Genomic DNA, 18,415 nt, shown 5'->3' on the forward strand with positions numbered 1-18,415 from the left:
TTCTAGAGGTCCATCAAGTGATAGTGGTCGCGGAGCGGGCGTAAGGTATCAAGCGTCTCCCTATAGTTCTCGGAGAGCTTCCCGAACTCGTTTGCGCGTTCAATCTCCCGAATAAGTAGCGCTCGCTCGACCTCGAAGTTGATCGGTGCCCCAGGCTTCGGCACGGCAAGATAGTCGAAGATCTCAGCGTGGTCCTTACCGTCAGCACGACGAAGCAATCGGCCACGCCGCTGGACGAATTGTCGTGGATTGCTGCTGCTGGCCAAGAGATAGCCGACCTGGGCATCGGGTATGTCGACGCCTTCGTCCAGACATCGCATTGCGACGAGCGCTTGGAGGTCGTCGCCGGAACCGAAACGACGCAGTAGAACTTTCCGCTCGGCACGCGAGGTTTGAGAAATGTACTGGTGGGCGGAAATTCCGAGTTCGTGCCCCACCATCTTCATTACGTCCACCAATTGATTCGGGCCGCGCTCGTCGCCCTGCGGCGTCGGCCGTCGTCCTTCTGCACAGTAGATGAGCTGAAACCAGGAATGGCGGTGAGCTGCCAAATCGGTGCGAAGAGCTGCAAGCTTGCCGGCTGCGTGGCCGGTCACGCCCGCGCGTTCACGGAGTAGATATCCGAGCGGCGAGTTCGGATCGGCGTCATCCGGACTGTCACCCGCAGCGATGCACCGCGCAATCTTTGCTGTTAGTTCGGTGTAGAGCTCTGTCTCCTGGTCGTCGAGTTCGACCAGGCGCGGATGGTAGGTGTACCGGCACAGCGCACCCATGGTGATGGCTTCGCCGAGGTCCAACTCGTACACGACGGGACCGAAGTAATCGAACAGCGCTTTGGTGCCAATCTCGTCGTGCCATCGCTCGGGTGTCGCAGACAGTCCGAGTCGGAAAGTGGCATTGGCGGGGAGTGCGGCACTGTACCGAGTGGAACCGAGGTTGTGCGCCTCGTCAGCGATCACCATCAGTGGAAGCGGCAGCCGGCCCAAAATCTCCTGGAACTTCGGCCCGGAGAACGATGCGTTGGTCGCGATCAAGACAACAATCGGTCGCTGTCCGAGCCGAGCCTGGCCGATCTGGTCCTCGACGCGTGGAACCCACCTGTTGCTGGACTCATAGACGGGGACGGGTGTAACGCCGAAAGCTTCGACATCGGTGACCCACTGATCGACGAGGTGTTGCAACGGTGCAAGGATGAGCAAGACCAGCGGCTGCTCCCGTTCACGCAGTACGTTTCCGACAGCAGTCGCAGCGAAGAGAGCGGTCTTCGTTTTTCCTGTACCGGTGGCCATGGCGAGAATGCCACGACCGCGGTTGCGCAGCCACGCCTCGACGGCAGAACGTTGATACTCCCGAGGAGTCAATGCGGTCGGGGGAGCCAATCGTCTCGGATCCGCGACCACCTTCGGACGTTCTTCGAGGACGTCGTCGCGTTCCGGGAGGATGGCACTCGGACGTTCACGTCCGATTTGAATGAGCCGATCCCGAGCGACATCGGGAAACGGCTCGACGCTGAGAAATGGCGTCCGGTCTTCCCAAAGGTCATCGAAATCTGATTCGAGCCGAAGCGCGCGGGCACCATCGCTCTGGGTCCAACCGCGGTACACCTCAACGGACTCGAAGTTTGCCACGAGACCACCCAACGTCTCGTTGCTACTCCCGGTAAATGCGACGAGATCACCGTACTCGTCACGGAACACGCCGATCTTCTCGTGGTAGATGCCGATTCGGTCGTCTCGGACAACGAAGGCGAGTTTGACGTCGAGATGGCCGTCGGCGATCAGCCGGCCGACTTGCCCCAGTCCGTCCAGAACTCGGTCGTTCTCGATCCCTTCGAGTTCACGGATCGTTGCGCGAGCGACGACGTCTCGGACCGAATAGCCGTGCGAAATATCCGCGATATCGCCTTCGTCAAGATGCGGCGAGGCGATGAGCCGCATCGAACCGCCACGTGCGACGAATCGCTCTATCCCGCGCGCGTAGAGTGCCAGGCTCGTCGACGTGAAATAGCCTACGGCGCGACTGTAGGTTGTTGCCGCACTGAATGCCTGCACGTAGAAGCGAGCAACGACGTCTTCACGGTCACTTCGGTAGCGGTCCTCGAGTCCAAGGGAGCGAAGCCCACGGCTGGCTTCGTGGGTCACAGCAGATCCAGGATGTCGTCGACATCGGCGGATCCGACGTCGAGGTGAGGTGGTTCGGTCTCCGCAGTCTTGAGCGTATCGCGTGACGTAAGCAAGAGTTCCGATATATCTGTGTCACCACGCTCACGATATGTGCCTATGAGGGAGGCAATTCCGGAAGACTCCGGAATACCGATTGCAGCGCAAAGGGTTTTATAGCTGTCGGAAGGAGTAGATTGTGGCGCGGCGCCGATGAGCGCAAGCGCATCCGTGAGAGGTTCGCCTATCGGTTCGCGCGCTTCCTCGACGGCGAAGGTCCGATCATCGTTGATGATCAGGAATACGTCAGCCCCCGCAGCGATATCGCGGTCCAGCAAGAAACGGCGGATTGTGCCGAAGCTCGGTTGAATCCCTGTCCAGGCCACCATCTGTGGCCCGAGCGGCGAATCGAGCTGCAGGGTCTGTCCCGGCTGTAAATCGAGGATTGCCGCAACCGCGGTGGGAGCTACCGAGCCGCTTCCGCGGAGATGGTCTTTGGTGACCTTCACGCGAATCGACCATCCTTTCGGACGGCGGAACATTCGGCGGGTTTGATAGGGCGTTTTTCGTACCTCACGAGGGCTGGATGCCAACTGCACCATTCCGTCGTCCGTCCCGAAGGGGGCGGAAGAGGCGTACGCGACAACACTGCTGGGGGAAACCGAGTAATTGCTGGTGATTTTCTCTACCAAGGGATCGAGGGCCACACGTCCGCCACTGTTGGCCAGCTCTTCTCTGATCAGTGAGCGGATATCCGAATATGTGTCCAGGCCCCATTCGCTGAGTCCCCATCGGTCGCGGTCGACTCGTGTGAATCGATCGTCCTTTGCCAGGGCGTTTCGCAGTGACCGAACACTACGCTCCACAGCAAACCTAGCGACGATGTCGTCAGATGAGAGAGGGGAGCCGGCAACCGACAAGATCGATGCCGCGTAGTCCTGTACTGACTGTATCCGCGTGAACACATGGCCACCATCGATCAGGTAGCCGCAGTAAGCGAGCCATTCGGCGGTGATCGCGCGTTTGCGTTCCTCCGGCTCTATGTCGATGAAGTCGAGCGAGGCCAAGGGGGCTACTCCATAGCTGTCGACGAATTCCTCGATCTGCGTAGCGGTTGCAGTCCTGGCGGCCTCGACCGTCGGGGAGGCGCACCAGCCGTCCTCGATTTCATATGAATCATCGAGCCGGTCGAGTACTCGCCAGGCGGGTTGCTGGACAGTGTCGACGGTGTTCTTCAACGAGGGAATCTCCTCGAGGAATGCCGCGAGGGGAAGCACATCGTGAATCGTGCGTTGTGCGGCCTCGACCAACGACGCCAGTGGACCTCCGTCGGCGTCGCCCAATTCGGCAAGGAGTGCACTGCGCGCCTTGGATTCGACCTGTCGAACTCTCTCGCGTGTCACTCTGAGCTTCGACCCGATCGCATCGAGGGTGAGTGGTGAGTCGGCGAACATCCGATCGCGAAGAATGCCGACGGCTCGGTCATCGAGCCTCCGGATCGACCGATCCAAGATGCTTGCTGCGTCCGGTGCCCCCTCTGCGCCCAGAACGCCGCTACTTGTCAGAACCTCCAGCCGCTTTCTTGCGCGCACAACACTCTGAGGTGTGCCGATTGGGAGGGTTTGTGTAAGCAATGGGCTGTCGGGAAGCCCTACGAGGGCCAGCCACTGTGCGACGACTCGGAGATCGTCGATGGTCGACGCCTCGACGACAGGTTCCCTGGAGTCCTGTGCATTGCTTTCGGTGGCCGATACGCGAAGTACGTTCTCGTCCTCGGTGCCGGGCTCGGGCGCCATGGCGTCCGCAATGGCTTGGTCGGCGAGGATTTCGAGGACTGTGGAAACGGTGGCAGCGCCGAAGTTTCTCCAGTCGAGAATCTCCTCGACCGACAGACCAGCGATGTCTTCGACTGTGCGATACCCCCGCCTGGTGAACATGTTCAACCCTCGTGGCGGCAGACCCAAAGTGTCCAGGGACACACCGGTGCCAGCCGTCGGAAACAACTGTGCGATTGTCCAGCGCGAGAGCTGAGACATGGCGATTTCCGCAACTGCCTCAAGATGTCGATGACGCTTGGACACGTCCGGTCCGGAGGCAGGCTGGTTCCACCACGGTCCTAAAGAAGGATCAGCCGTCGACACGAGCCAAGGAAAGACGTCTAACCACGTTGCTGTATCCGGGTTACCTACCGACCCCGACACACTGTTCTCCTCACCCCTGGCCACAACCGGTACCTCTCCATCGGAACACGACGACCGATGCTCGCGAGCAGGCGGGGTAGCGAACCTCTGGTCAATAGACTTATTCCTTCGACCGTCTGTTTCGTTACGGATGCAGCGCGAACCGAGTCGTAGATTCGCAGGGTGCTTGGGTAATCGGCCGAAATGACGGGGTGTTTTCGAGCTGGCGGGGGCGCCAGAGCTTCGCCTGCCACGCAGAGCAAGGTTGCGCACCCTTTCGTGTTCGTGGCCTCCTTCGTTGCAGTTGGTAGATCTGCACTGCTCAACGGCGGGAAACGCGAAATTCTACGGTTGCCCCTCGCTCGTCGCGGAGGGTGTGCTCGGGCCGGAGGGGGATCGGTGTTGATGGGGGCGGGAGGGCGTATTCAGCTACCAGCTGCTGTGGCTACTCGCCAATTCGGGCACCGGCTGAGTGGTGTACGACATGGCTCGTCGATGTGTCGCTGCCGTCTTCGAGATAAGACATCGTAACGGCATTGCTGGGGCTCACGGCAAGACCGGTCGGGTAGACCAGGTCGGTGGAAGGCAGGACGTTCGAGTTCCATCTACCGCGAGGCGAACGACCTGCGGAGCGTCGCCTGCCGCGCTGGCGAACACCGGTGACCCGTCAGTGGCGGCTGCCGTATACCTAGAATCCGCTTGTGGGCAACAAGTCGGTCACCAGCTACGACGTCGCACGCGCCGCGGGCGTGTCGCAGTCGACGGTGTCCCGCGCCCTGCGCGGCGACCCGCGCGTCATCGAGGAGACCCGCGAGCGCATCCAGGCCCTGGCGAAGGAGATGGGCTACGTCCCGCACATCACGGCCCGGAGCCTGATCACGCGGCGATCATCGTCGATCGCGGTGGTCAGCGGTGACCTGCGGAACCCGTCGTATCCGACGCTCGTGAATACGCTGCAGGACCGGTTCGCGCAGCACGACTACCGGGTGCTGCTGATGAGCGACCGGACCGAGGGGTCGTTGGAGAAGGACATCCTGGCACTGCGCGGCGGGCTGGTGGACGGGGTCGTGTTCATCTCGGCGCGGCTGGACTCGCCGATCGTGTCGGAGATGATCGACTGGAAGATCCCGCTGGTGATCCTCAACCGCGACGTCGACGGCAGCTAGGCCGGCCGGGTGGACCGGGTGACCTCGGACAACGTCGGCGGGGGCCGGCTCGTCGCCGACCACCTGATCGAGATGGGGCACCGGCGCATCGGGCTGATCTCGGGCCCGTTGGAGAACCCGAGCGTGAAGCTGCGTGAGACCGGCTTCCGGGAGGGGCTCGAAAGGCACGGCGTCTCGCTGGACGGGACGCTCGTCCACCGCGGCGCGGTGGACGCGAGGACCGGTTTCGAGGGCGGCATGGAACTGCTGAGCCGGCCGGACCGGCCGACGGCCGTATTCTGCGCGACGGACTACATGGCCTTCGGCACCCTCGACGCCACCAAGCGCCTGGGCCTGCTCGTGCCCGACGACGTGTCGATCGTCGGCTACAACGACCTCGACGCGTCGGGCTGGTCGATGTTCGACCTGACGACGGTGCGCCAGCCCCTCGAGGACATGGCCTCGGCCGCCGCCGAACTGCTGCTCGCGCGGATCGACGGCGCGGCGGGCGCGCCGGTGCACCGGAACTTCGCCGTGGAATGGGTGCAGCGGGGGAGTGCGGCCCCCGTCGGCCACCTGGGACGTGCGCAGTCCGTCAAAGATCGTTAACCGGGGCAACAAGTCCGTCACCCACGGGCTCCGATCCGGCAATAACTCCTGCATACATTCGAAGTCATAGCGAGCAGGGCAGTGTTGCCCCACCGCTTCATCGAATCCCCGCAGCTTCAGGAGCGACATGGAAATCGGCGTCTTCATCCCCATCGGCAACAACGGCTGGCTCATCTCCAAGAGCGCCCCGCAGTACATGCCATCGTTCGAACTCAACAAGACGATCGTGCAGAAGGCCGAGAAGCACGGCCTCGACTTCGCCCTGTCGATGATCAAGCTCAAGGGCTTCGGCGGCGAGACCGAGTTCTGGGACCACAACCTCGAGTCGTTCACCCTCATGGCCGGCCTCGCCGCCGTCACCGAGAAGATCAAGCTGTTCGCCTCCACCCCCATCCTCACCCTCCCGCCGGCCATGGTCGCCCGCATGGCGTCGACCATCGACTCGATCGCCCCCGGCCGCTTCGGCGTCAACATCGTGACCGGTTGGGCGCCGAACGAATACACGCAGATGGGCCTGTGGCCGGGCGAGGAGTACTTCGGCTACCGCTACCAGCAGGCCACCGAGTACGTGACCGTCATGCGGCAGTTGTGGGCCGACGGCGTCAGCAACTTCAAGGGCGAGCACTACACGATGGACGAGTGCGTCCTCTCGCCGAGCCCCACCGGCGGCGCCGTGCCGATCGTCGCGGCCGGACAGTCCAAGAGCGGCATGAAGTTCGCCTCCGAGATGGCCGATTACAACTTCATCATGGGCACGGGCATCAACACGCCCACCGCGATCTCCGACGCCACCGCCACCCTCGTCGAGGCGGCGAACAAGACGGGCCGCGACGTCGGCGCCCTGACGCTGTTCATGATCATCGCCGACGAGACCGACGAAGCGGCACAGGAGAAGTGGCAGGACTACCACGACAACGCCGACCTCGCCGCCCTCGGCTACATGACCGACCAGTCCGCCGCCGACGCCACCGCCGACGACGTCTCGACCGCCAAGACCATCTCCCTGCCCGAGGGCGCGGTGAACTTCAACATGGGCACCCTCGTCGGCTCGTACGAGACCGTCGCGAAGATGCTCGACGAGGTCGCCGAGATCGAGGGCATCAAGGGCATCATGCTCACCTTCGACGACTTCGTCGAGGGCATCGAGAACTTCGGCACCCGCATCCAGCCGTTGATGAAGAGCCGCACCACCGTTCAGGCCGAAGCCGCCTGACCCCGAGCGGCGGGTGGGGGCGCGTGCCCCGATCCGCGCCCCCACCCGCCACCCCACACCCGGAGGTTCCCTCTTGCATCCGCGCACCCTCGACGTCGCGATCGTCCAGGCCGGCGAACTCACCGAGGACCTCCTCGGCAACCTGGCCCGGCTCGCCGCCCTCGTCCGCACCGCCGCCGCACCCGACGCGACCGGCGCCGTCCCCGACCTGGTGGTGCTGCCCGAACTGATCACCACCCCCTACTTCTGCACCAGCCACGACGTCGACCGCACCCCCTGGGCGCAGACCGTCCCCGGCGAGGCCACCACGCTGTTCGGCGACCTCGCCCGCGAACTCGGCTGCGCCATCGCCTTCGGCATGTACGAGCGCACCGCGCACGACGTCACCCACAACTCCGTCGTGCTTGTTGACCCCGCGGGTGAGGTCGTCACCTGGCGCACCCCCGACGGCGGCGCAGTGCCCGCCTACCGCAAGCTGTCGCTGCCCGCGAGCAAGGTCGGCGACGTCGACATCGACGAGAAGTACCACTTCGCGCCCGGCCAGGCCCCGGCCACCGCCGACCTGTTCGGCACCCGCTTCGGCTGCGTGATCTGCTACGACCGCACCTTCCCCGAATACTGGGCCGTCGCCCGCGCATTGGGAGCCGAGGTCATGCTCGCGATCGTCTCGTCCCTCGGCACCCGCGAAGACCTGTTCCTCGCCGAGCTGCAGACCCGCGCCCTCGAATCGCAGATGTGGATCGTCGCCGCCAACCGGGCCGGGCCGGAAACCCTTAACGGCGTGACCGTCGACTACTTCGGCCTCTCGTGCGTCATCGCCCCGAACGGCGAGATCGTCGCGCAGGCCCCCGCGCACCGCGCGGGGGAGACGCTACGCTTCACCCTCGACCTCGACGCCGTCCCGGCCGTGCGCGCGGCCTTCCCGCTGGCCCGCGACCGTCGCCCAGACGTGCTGCGCCTGCTCGCCGACCTCACCGCCGGCACCGTCCGGCCCGCGCCGCTACCCCGGCCGAGTGCCCTGCCGTTGGAGGTGAGCGGGTGACCACCACCGACTATCCCGACCTCACCGCCGCCGCGGCCACCACCGTCGACGACCTGCTGCCGCAGGCCCGCGCCGACATGACGCCGCTGCTCGACGCCTCCCGCCTCACGCCGCTGCCGCCCGCCGCCCACGCGCCGGCCGCCGAGCCTGCCCACTCCGTCGCGCTGCTCGCCGCGAGCCACGTCCCGGTCCCGCCCCTCCCCGCCCCGGAATACACCCCGCGCACCGGCACGGCGCTGCACGACCTCGGCGTGCTCGATCTGCTCGCCGCCTACGCCGCCGGCACCACCACGCCCACCGCGGTGCTTGCCGCGCTGCGCGCCCGCTGGGCCGACCCGGCGCTCGTCGGTGGGGCAATCCTCGCCGTCGTCGACGGTGCCGACGAGGCCGCCGCCGACTCCGATCGTCGCTGGCGTGACGGCACCGTGCGGCCGCTCGAGGGCGTCTTCTTCGGCGTCAAGGGCATCGTCGACGTTGCCGGCGCGCCCGTCACCGCGGGCTCGCACACCACCGGCGACCGCATCGCCGGCACCGACGCGACGGCCGTCGCCCGGCTGCGCGCCGCCGGGGCCATCCCCGTCCTGATCACCGCGACCACCGAATTCGCGTGCGGCGCCCCGCACAACGCCCGCTACGGCGCCGTCACCAACCCGTGGGACCGCAGCCGCTGGACCGGCGGCTCGTCCACCGGCTCGGCCGGCGCCCTCGCCGCGCGCCTCGTCCCGCTCGCCCTCGGCACCGACACCGGCGGCTCGATCCGCGTGCCCAGCGCCCTGTGCAACCTCACCGGCATCAAGCCCACCTACGGGCTCGTCCCGCGCACCGGTGTCGCGTCGCTGTCGTGGACCCTCGACCACATCGGGCCGATGGCTCGCTCCGCTGCCGACCTGCGCGTCGTCCTCGACGTCCTCGCCGGACCCGACGGCCTCGACCCCGCCGCGGCCCCCGACGCGGTGGCGCGGCAGGTGCAGGCCGGTCTCGCCGACCCCGGTACCCCCGGCGCGCCGTCGCTGGCCGGGGTGCGGCTCGGCGTCCCCACCACGTGGTTCACCAAGCTGTGCGACGCGGGCGTGCTGGCCGCGTGGGAGGCGGCCGTCGCCGCGCTGCGGGGCCTGGGCGCCGAGGTGGTGCCCGTCGACATCCCCGACGCCCACCGCCTCCACGACGACGTCACCATCGTGCTCACCTGCGAGCTCGCCGCCAACCAGGAGGGCGCCCTGGGGCGGTTCGCGCAGTACGACATCGGCACCCAGGTGCGCATCGCGCGCGGGCTGGTGCCGTCGGCGGTGGACTACCTGCGTTCGCTGCGGCGCCGTGCCGGCGCCCAGCGTGCGACGGTGCAGGCGTTCGACGTCGCCGGGATCGACGCGTTCGTCACGCCGGGCATCGGGGCGACGGCCGCGCGGCTGTCCGACGTCACCGTCGAGATCGACGGCGTGCGCCACCCGATGCAGTCGATCGTCGGCCGCAACACCGGCCTGTTCGACTACCTCGGCCTGCCCGCGGTGATGGCCCCGGCCGGTTTCGTCGGCGGGCTGCCCGTCGGCGTGCAGATCGTGGGCCGGCCGTGGGCCGACGACACGTGCCTGCGCCTGGCGCAGGCACTGCAGGCCGTCACCGACATCCACGATCGTCGCACCGATGGATAGCGTTGCCGCACGGCACCATCCGTGGCGGGTGTTCGCGGCCACCAGCATCGGCGTGGTCGCGGTCTTCCTCAGCATCAGCGGCCTCACCGTCGCGCTGCCCACCGTCACCCGCGAGCTGGGTGCCTCGGCGGCGCAGTCGACGTGGATCCTGCTGGGCTACATGCTCGTCACCACCGCGCTGATCCTCGTGTTCGGCCGGCTCGCCGACATCGTCGGCCGGCGCCCGCTGTATCTGGCGGGGCTGGCGGTGTTCACGATCGCGACCGGCCTGTGCATGCTCGCGCCGACCGCCGGATGGCTGATCGCGGCGCGGGTGCTGCAGGGCGTCGGGGCGGCGGCCGTCGTCACCAACAACACGGCGCTGCTCACCGACACGTTCCCGCCGCACAGCCTGGGCCGTGCCCTCGGCTGGAACGCGACCGTCGCGGCCGTCGCGCAGGTCGTCGGGCCGGTGATCGGCGGTGCCGCAACGGCCGCGTTCGGCTGGCGCGGGCTGTTCGTCGTCGTGCTGCCGGTGGGAGTGCTCGCGATCGCGTCGTCGCTGCTGGTGATCCCGCGCGGCACCCGCCGGCGCGTCGAGCGTGAGCCGTTCGACCTGGCCGGCGCCGTGCTGTCGACGGCGCTGTTGACCGCCGTCGTGCTGGCGCTGACGCCGGGGGTGACGTCGTCGCCGGGGTTGCCGTGGGTGTGCGGCGCGGCGAGCCTGGTGCTCGGCGCGGTGTTCGCGGGGGTACAGATCCGTCGCGCCCATCCGCTGGTGGACCTGACGCTGTTCCGCAACCGCGGTATCGCGCTCGTCCTCGTCGCGGTGCTCGTCAACGCCGTCGCCACCTACGCGGTGACGCTGCTCGTGTCGCTGTACGGGCAGGCGGTGGGCGGGATCTCGGCCGTCGCGGCCGGGCTGCTGGTGATGCCCGTCGCGGTGGGCACCGTCGTCGCGGCCGCCGCCGCGGGCTCGCTCATGCTGCGCTTCACCCCGCGCACGCTGACCGCAACGGGCATGGCGCTCAACGCCGTCGGGCTGCTCGGCGTCACCCTGATGCTCTCGCCCGACGGCGGCTCGCTGGGGGCGACGGCGCCGTTCCTGTTCGTCCTCGGCTGCGGCACCGGCCTGTTCATGACCCCGAGCACCAGCGCGCTGATGCTCACCGCGCCCGCGGAACGTCGCGGGATCGCCAACGGGCTGCGCTCGACGCTGCAGAACGTCGGCTACCTGCTCAGCACCGCGCTGGCGCTGGCCGTCGCGACCGTCGGGCTCAGCGCCACCGCGCGGCAGGCCGCGTACGGCGGCACCCTCGGCTCGCTCGGCAGCGCCGAACTCGCGCGGTTCGTCGACAACGTCCGCGCGGTGGGTCTCGCGCTCACCGTCGTCGCCGCCGCGGGCGTCGCGGTGTGCCTGGCCTTCCCGCGGCGGCAGGTCACCGTGCCCGCCGCCGTGCGTCCCCTCGAACCCGTCACGACCCTGAAGGACATCGCATGACCCTCGCCGACCGCACCACCCAGGCGGCCGACTACGCCCGCGCCGGCTTCGGGCAGGAGCTTCAGCCCGGCACCCGCCCGGCCCTGATCGTCGTCGACCCGGCCCGCGCCTACATCGACCCGGACTGCCCGCTCTACGCCGGGGTGGAGGAGAACGTCGCGGCGATGCGCACGCTGCTCGCCGACGCCCGCGCCGCCGGCATCCCCGTCGTGATCACCGAGGTGCGGCTGCGCGCCGACGGTGCCGACGCCGGGGTGTTCTTCAAGAAGTCGGGCACGCTCGTCGCGTTCTGCGAGGGCAGCCCGTACGGGGAGCTCATCGACGGCCTCGAGCCGACGTGCGCCGAGCTGCTCGTGACCAAGAAATACGCGAGCGCGTTCTTCGGCACGTCGCTGAACTCGTACCTGACGTCGCTCGGGGTGGACACCGTCCTCATCGCGGGCCTGTCCACGAGCGGCTGCGTGCGCGCGACGACGCTGGACGCGATGCAGCACGGCTACATTCCCATCGTCGTGGAAGACGCCGTGGGCGACCGGGATCCGGCCATCCACCACTCGAACCTGTTCGACATGCAGCAGAAGATGGCCGAGGTCTGGCCGCTGACCCGCGCCCAGTCCTACCTCGCCCGTGCGTGATTCCGGTAGTTCTGGCTACCAGAAACGCGCACGGGCGGCGAAGCCGCACGGCAGTTAACACGAACGAACCAACGGTGTTGCCGGCCGCAACACGGCACCCGATACATTCGAAGTCATCGACCGTATCGGCCGGCCCCGCAACGACGCGCCCCCGCCTCTCGTCGAATCCCGCCTCTCGTCGAACCTCCGCTTCCCCTCCAGGAGAATTCATGCGCACCACCCTTCCCGGCCGCGCCGCGATCGCCGCGCTCACCCTCACGGCCGCCCTCGGTCTCGCCGCATGCAGCAGTTCCGGCTCCGGCGGCGGCGACGTCTCCGACGCCGACGTCGCCGCCGGCATCGAGTACGCCCGCGCCCAGCTCGCCAAGTACGCGGCCGACCCGGAGTTCACGCTCGAGGCCGAGCCCTTCCCGATGCGGAACATCGCCGGCAAGACGATCTTCGCGATCCCCACCAACAGCGAGAACCCCTACAACGTCGCCGTCGACGAGGAATCGAAGAAGGTCGCCGAACGCTACGGCGCCACCTGGATCGAATACACCAACCGGGGTCAGCCCGCCCAGTGGGCCACCGGCGTCGAACAGGCCGTCAACCAGAGGGTCGACCTGATCGTCCTCTCGCAGGGCATCGACGCCTCCCTCATCAAACCGGCACTCGAAAAGGCGGATGCGGCAAACATTCCCGTCCTGCTCACCCACACCATCCTGCGCGGCGAACCGCTGCCCACCGGCCTCGAGGGCCTCGTCGACGCCACCACCGACGCCCCGCTCGCCGAGGCCAACCGCCTCACCGTCGACTGGATGATCGATCGGACCGACGGCGAGGGCAACGCTCTGATCATCACTTCCAACGAGGTCCCGCCCGCCAAGGCCGAGGTCGCGGCGATGGAGGACGAGATCGCGCAGTACTGCCCCCGGTGCGAATACAAGATCGTCAACGTGCCCGTCGCCGAGTGGGCCACCAAGATCCAGTCCGAGGTGCAGTCCGCCCTCTCCGCCGACCCCACCATCGACTTCGTCCTGCCCATCTACGACTCGATGTCGCTCTACGCCCAGTCCGGCATCAAGGCCGCCGGCAAGACCGGCCAGGTCGAGATCTCCTCCGTCAACGGCACCCCCGCCGTGCTGAAGATCCAGCAGGACGACGGCATCGTCACCATGAACGTCGGCGAATCCATCCCGTGGCTCGCCTGGGCCACCATGGACCAGGCCGGCCGCCTGCTCCTCGGCTACGACCCCGTCCCGAACGGCGCGCAGCAGACCCCGCTCAAGCTCATCACCGCCGACAACATCGACGAGACCGGCACCCCGCCGCAGCCCGACAAGGGCTACGGCACCGCCTACGTCACCGGTTACGAGGCCCTGTGGGGGTCCAGTGAGCAGCCCTGACCCCATCGTCAACATCGTCGGTCTGTCCAAGACCTTCGGCAGCCACACCGTCCTGAAGGACGTCGGCCTGACGATCCACGCCGGCGAGGTGCACGGCCTGCTCGGCGAGAACGGCTCCGGCAAGTCCACCCTCATCAAGGTCCTCGCCGGGTTCCACGCCCCCGACCCCGGCGCCGCCCTGCAAGTCCGCGGCCGCGACGTGGCCCTGCCCGTCCCGGCCGGCGGGTTCCGCGAACTCGGCATCAGCTTCGTCCACCAGGACCTCGCGCTCGTGCCCGACCTGTCGGTGGTGGAAAACCTGCGCGTCGGGCCCGTCGTCGCCGGCTCGAGGCCGTGGATCTCCTGGCGGCGCGAGAAGTCCACCGCCCGAGCCCTGTTCGACCACTTCGGCCTCGACGTCGACCCGGACGCCGCGGTGTCGAGCCTCGACGAGACCGACCGCGCGCTCGTCGCGATCCTGCGGGCCGTGGAGGAACTCGGCGACCGCCGCACCCTCCTCGTCCTCGACGAGCCGACCGTCTTCCTGCCCCGCGAGGGCACCGACCTGCTGTTCACCGTCGTCCGCGAGATCGTCGCCGACAAGAAGGCTGCGGTCCTGTTCGTCTCCCACGACCTCGACGAGGTGCTCGACCACACCGACCGCGTCACCGTCCTGCGCGACGGCGTCTCCCAGGGCACCCACCGCACCCGCGACCTCACCGCCCCCAGGCTCATCGACCTCATCGTCGGCCGCAGCCTCGACTCCGCCGACCCCCGCGTCGCCGGGCCCGTCCGCGACTTCGACGACGCGGCGCCGCTCGCCCGGATCGAGGAACTCGAGACCGCGACCGTCGACGGGATCGGCTTCGACGTGCGCCCCGGCGAGATCGTCGGGCTCACCGGCATCGCCGGCTCCGGCTACGACGACGTGCTGCCCGCCCTGTACGGGGCCCGCCCGGCCCGCGGGGGACGGTTGACGATCGGCCACGACATCGTTGCGCTGCAGACGATCACCCCGATCGACGCGCTCGCCCGCAAGGTCGTGTACGTGCCGCCGGACCGCAAGGTGGAGGGCAGCGCGCCGGAGCTGACCGTCGCCGAGAACGTCACGCTGCCGATCCTCGGCGCGGGCTGGGTGAAACCGGGCGCGCTCAGGGCCGTCGCCGCGTCCCTCGCCGACCGCTGCGACGTGCGGCCCCGCGACCCGCAGGCCGTCTACGGTTCCCTCTCCGGTGGCAACCAGCAGAAGGCGCTGCTCGGCAAGTGGCTCCAGACCGACCCGGCGCTGGTGCTGCTCGCCGAACCCACCCAGGGCGTGGACATCGGTGCCCGCGCCCGCATCTTCGAAATGCTCCGCGAGACCGCGCGCGGGGGAGCGGGCATCGTCGTCGCCAGCTCCGACTACGAGCAGCTGTCGGTGCTGTGCGACCGCGTCCTCGTCTTCTCCCGCGGCCACGTCGTCGCCGAACTCACCGGCGACCGACTTTCCAAGCACCACATCTCGGACAGCGTCCTCGGCCTGACCCGACAGGAAGTGAAAGCCTGATGTCCGTCACCCTCGACAAGACCACCACCACGAAAAGACCCGCCCCTGTAGCAGATTCGACCCGTCCGCGCGTCGCGCTCGGCCCGCTGGTCGAGAAGTACGCGCTCGTGCTGGCCCTCGTCGCCGTCGTGCTCGTGTTCAGCGCGCTGCGCCCCGAGATCTACCCGACCGCGAACAACCTGCAGAACATCCTCGGCTCGCAGGCCGTGCTGCTGATCCTCGCCCTCGGGCTGATCGTGCCGCTCACCGCCGGCGAGTTCGACCTCTCGGCCGTGTCCACCATGTCCCTCGCCGCGATGACCATCGCGGTGCTCAACGTCCAGCAAGGCTGGTCGCTGCTGCCGGCCATCGCCGTCGCCGTGCTCGTCGCGCTGGTCGTCGGCGTCGTCAACGCCGTGCTCGTCGTGCGGCTGCACATCGACTCGTTCATCGCGACGCTCGGCAGCGGCACCGTCGTCCTCGGCGTGGTGCAGTGGATCTCCGACTCCACCTCGGTCACCGGCATCGACGCCGGACTCGTCGACGCGACCATCGGCACCCGCCTATTCGGGGTGTCGCTGCAGTTCTACTACGCCCTCGCCCTCGTCGTGCTCACCGCGGTGATCTTCCAGTACACCCCGATCGGTCGGCGGCTGCTGTTCGTCGGGCGCGGACCGCAGGTCGCGCGGCTGAGCGGCCTGCACGTCGACCGCATCCGCGGCGGCGCACTCGTCACCTCCGCGCTCGTCGCGGCCCTGGCCGGCATCGTCTACGCCGGCATGCTCGGCGGCGCCGACCCGTCGTCCGGCCAGTCGTTCATGCTCCCGGCGTTCGCCGCCGCGTTCCTCGGCGCCACCGCGATCGTGCCCGGCCGCTTCAACGCCTTCGGCACCCTCGTCGCGGTGTACTTCCTCGTCGCCGGGGTCGTCGGCCTGCAGATGCTCGGCGTCGCCAGCTTCGTCCAGCAACTGTTCTACGGCGGCGCCCTCGTCGTCGCCGTCGCCCTCTCCGGTGCGGTCCGTCGCCGCACCGCCTCCCGATCCGCGCGCTGAGCGCCCGACCGAAGGACACCCGTCATGAAGACCACCGTCGTCGCCGGCAACCCCAAGCCCGGCTCCCGCACCCTCGACGCCGCCACCCTCCTGGCCACCGAACTCACCGGCTCCGCCCCCGACCACGTCGTCGACGTGATCACCCTCGGGCCCGGCCTGCTCGGCTGGGGCGACGATGCCGTCAAGGCGGCGGTGGACACCGTTGCCTCGTCCGATCTCGTGGTCTTCGCCAGCCCCACCTTCAAGGCCACCTACACCGGCATCCTCAAGCTCTTCCTCGACCAGTTCGCCACCGGCGACGGCCTGCGCGACGTCACCGCCGTGCCGCTCATGCTCGGCGCCGGTCCGGCCCACGCCATGGCCCCCGACCTGCTGCTCAAGCCGGTGCTCGTCGAACTCGGCGCCACCACCCCGGCGGCGGGGCTGTACCTGCTCGACTCCACCTACACCACCGACACGCGGATCGCGGACTACGCCGAGCGCTGGGCGCCGGTCCTGCGTTCCACTCTCCGGACGGAGGCACGATGACCACCTTTGACGGCGCCGCGCTGCGCCGCGCTTTCGCCCACGTCCCGTCCGGGGTCGTCGCGATCTGCGCCGACACCGGCTCCGAACGCCTCGGCATGGCCGCGAGCACGTTCGTGCCGGTGTCGTTGGATCCGCCGCTGGTGGCGTTCTGCGTGCAGAACACCTCCACCACCTGGCCGAGGCTCGCGGCACGGCCGCGACTGGGTATCAGCGTCCTGAACTCCGACGGTGCCGCCCGGGGGCTCGCGGCCAAGGAGGGAGACCGGTTCGCCGGCCTCGACACCGAAACCCGGGACGGTGGAGCGCTGTTCGTCGCCGGCTGTAGCGTCCGGATGGACGTGTCGATCGAACAGCAGGTCCCCGCGGGCGACCACGCCATCGTAGTGTTGCGGGTCCACGAACTGCACTTCGACGACTCCGGCACCGAGCCGATCGTGTTCCACCGCAGCGCCTTCCGCAGGCTGGTGGCGTCGTGAGCCGGATGGAGGCGGCGCTCGACGCACTGCGCGCGGGGCGGCCCGTCCTCGTCGCCGACGACGCCGACCGCGAGAACGAGGGCGACGTGATCCTCGCCGCCCACCACGCGAGTCCGGAGTGGATCGCGTGGACCGTGCGGCACACCTCGGGCCTGCTGTGCGCGCCGATGACCGGCGCCCGCGCCGACGCCCTGGAGCTGCCGGCGATGGTGACCGACAACCAGGACCCGAAGCAGACCGCGTACACGATCACAGTCGACGCGGCGCGCGGGGTGAGCACCGGCATCAGCGCCGCCGACCGCGCCACCACGCTGCGGGTGCTCGCCGACCCCACCGCCACCGCCCGCGACCTGATCCGGCCCGGGCACATCCTGCCGCTGCGCGCCCGGCCCGGCGGGGTGCTCGAACGCCCCGGCCACACCGAGGCCGCCGTCGACCTGTGCGCGCTCGCCGGCCTGCCGCAGGTCGGGGTGATCGCCGAGCTCGTCGCCGACGACGGATCCATGATGCGCCTGCCCGGCATCGAGGACCTCGGCGCCCGGCACGACCTGCCCGTCCTCACCGTCGCGGAGCTGATCAACTACCGTGCCGCGCACGCGCTGCCCGCACCCGTCGCGCCGACGGGACGGATCGTCCGCGCCGACGAGACCGTGATGCCGACCCGGTTCGGGACCTTCCGCGCCGTCGGCTACCAGGATCGGCTCACCGGAGCCGAGCACATGGTGTTGCTCGCCGGCGAGCCGGGCGACGGTGCGCTGGTGCGGGTGCATTCGGAATGCCTGACCGGGGAGTCGTTCGCCTCCCAGCGCTGCGAGTGCGGTCCCCAGCTCGACGCCGCCCTCGAGCGTCTCGCCCACGAGGGCGGGATCCTGGTGTATCTGCGCGGGCACGAGGGCCGCGGCATCGGCCTGCTCAAGAAGCTCGCCGCCTACCGGCTGCAGGACGGCGGCCTGGACACCGTGCAGGCCAACCTCGAACTCGACGAACCCGCCGACGGCCGCGAATACGGCGGCGCCGCCGCGATCCTGCACGACCTCGGCGTGAGTTCGGTGCGGCTGCTCACCAACAACCCGGCCAAGATCGCCGGCCTCGAGGACAACGGCATCGTCGTGTCGGGGCGGATACCGCTGCACGTGGGCAGGGCCCCGGCGAACGTGCGGTACCTCGAGGCCAAACGACGGCGGATGGGGCATCTGCTGCCCGCTGCGGAAGGCTGAGGCGCAGAACGGTATCCGCGCGTCGCGCAGTCATCCGCACGTTCAATTGTGGGAGCGTATGACTGACGGTGGAGCGGCTGTGAATGTCACTCAGCGGCTGCGTGACTCGAACTCGCCTAGTGCGGCGACGATACGCGC

The 18,415-nt window shown here is 68.5% G+C and carries 13 protein-coding genes and 1 pseudogene; 12 read left to right on the forward strand and 2 right to left on the reverse strand.

From position 1 onward, the window contains the following. Positions 1-2: 2 nt before the first annotated feature. Both RR3_RS02120 and RR3_RS02125 read right to left on the reverse strand, forming a co-directional pair. Positions 3-2,141 carry a DEAD/DEAH box helicase family protein gene (locus tag RR3_RS02120; RefSeq protein ID WP_064065949.1) on the reverse strand — a complete coding sequence of 713 codons (2,139 nt, stop codon included), beginning with the start codon at positions 2,139-2,141 and terminating at the stop codon, positions 3-5. Next, positions 2,138-4,195 carry a sigma factor-like helix-turn-helix DNA-binding protein gene (locus RR3_RS02125; RefSeq protein ID WP_072786308.1) on the reverse strand — a complete coding sequence of 686 codons (2,058 nt, stop codon included), beginning with the start codon at positions 4,193-4,195 and terminating at the stop codon, positions 2,138-2,140. The genes RR3_RS02120 and RR3_RS02125 overlap by 4 nt, the downstream gene beginning before the upstream one ends. A gap of 845 nt (positions 4,196-5,040) precedes the next feature. Between RR3_RS02125 and RR3_RS02130 the strand changes: the two are divergent. The 12 genes and pseudogenes from RR3_RS02130 (at position 5,041) to RR3_RS02185 (ending at position 18,277) form a co-directional block, all read left to right on the forward strand. Further along, positions 5,041-6,093 (forward strand): annotated as a pseudogene (locus RR3_RS02130) (LacI family DNA-binding transcriptional regulator). Positions 6,094-6,220: 127 nt separating this feature from the next. Then, the gene (gene rutA, locus RR3_RS02135; protein WP_064066783.1) at positions 6,221-7,306 is read left to right on the forward strand and encodes a pyrimidine utilization protein A; all 1,086 of its coding nucleotides are present in this window, start codon (positions 6,221-6,223) and stop codon (positions 7,304-7,306) included. A gap of 73 nt (positions 7,307-7,379) precedes the next feature. Beyond that, entirely contained in the window at positions 7,380-8,348 is a 969-nt protein-coding gene (locus RR3_RS02140) for a carbon-nitrogen hydrolase family protein (protein ID WP_072786309.1), read from the forward strand. Next, on the forward strand, positions 8,345-9,997 hold the full coding sequence (locus RR3_RS02145; protein ID WP_072786311.1) for an amidase: 1,653 nt from the start codon (positions 8,345-8,347) through the stop codon (positions 9,995-9,997). Before RR3_RS02140 ends, RR3_RS02145 begins: the two co-directional genes overlap by 4 nt. Next, on the forward strand, positions 9,990-11,477 hold the full coding sequence (locus RR3_RS02150; protein ID WP_064066747.1) for an MFS transporter: 1,488 nt from the start codon (positions 9,990-9,992) through the stop codon (positions 11,475-11,477). The genes RR3_RS02145 and RR3_RS02150 overlap by 8 nt, the downstream gene beginning before the upstream one ends. Then, positions 11,474-12,112: an isochorismatase family protein gene (locus RR3_RS02155; protein ID WP_064066746.1), complete on the forward strand. Its 639-nt coding sequence runs from the start codon at positions 11,474-11,476 to the stop codon at positions 12,110-12,112. The genes RR3_RS02150 and RR3_RS02155 overlap by 4 nt, the downstream gene beginning before the upstream one ends. Positions 12,113-12,321: 209 nt before the next feature. Further along, on the forward strand, positions 12,322-13,500 hold the full coding sequence (locus tag RR3_RS02160; protein ID WP_064066745.1) for a sugar ABC transporter substrate-binding protein: 1,179 nt from the start codon (positions 12,322-12,324) through the stop codon (positions 13,498-13,500). Next, positions 13,487-15,025, forward strand: coding sequence for a sugar ABC transporter ATP-binding protein (locus RR3_RS02165; protein ID WP_064066744.1), 1,539 nt, complete (start codon positions 13,487-13,489; stop codon positions 15,023-15,025). Before RR3_RS02160 ends, RR3_RS02165 begins: the two co-directional genes overlap by 14 nt. Beyond that, a complete protein-coding gene (locus RR3_RS02170) occupies positions 15,025-16,056 on the forward strand; it encodes an ABC transporter permease (protein WP_064066743.1) in 1,032 nt (343 codons plus the stop codon). The genes RR3_RS02165 and RR3_RS02170 overlap by 1 nt, the downstream gene beginning before the upstream one ends. A 24-nt stretch (positions 16,057-16,080) precedes the next feature. Continuing rightward, entirely contained in the window at positions 16,081-16,584 is a 504-nt protein-coding gene (locus RR3_RS02175; RefSeq protein ID WP_059175331.1) for an NADPH-dependent FMN reductase, read from the forward strand. Beyond that, entirely contained in the window at positions 16,581-17,060 is a 480-nt protein-coding gene (locus RR3_RS02180) for a flavin reductase family protein (protein WP_064066742.1), read from the forward strand. Before RR3_RS02175 ends, RR3_RS02180 begins: the two co-directional genes overlap by 4 nt. Positions 17,061-17,065: 5 nt before the next feature. After that, positions 17,066-18,277, forward strand: coding sequence for a bifunctional 3,4-dihydroxy-2-butanone-4-phosphate synthase/GTP cyclohydrolase II (locus RR3_RS02185; protein WP_064066741.1), 1,212 nt, complete (start codon positions 17,066-17,068; stop codon positions 18,275-18,277). Positions 18,278-18,415 lie beyond the last annotated feature (138 nt).

Origin of the sequence: Rhodococcus ruber NBRC 15591, from assembly GCF_001894945.1 — a bacterium.
In the GTDB taxonomy this organism is placed as follows: Bacteria; Actinomycetota; Actinomycetes; order Mycobacteriales; family Mycobacteriaceae; genus Rhodococcus; species Rhodococcus ruber.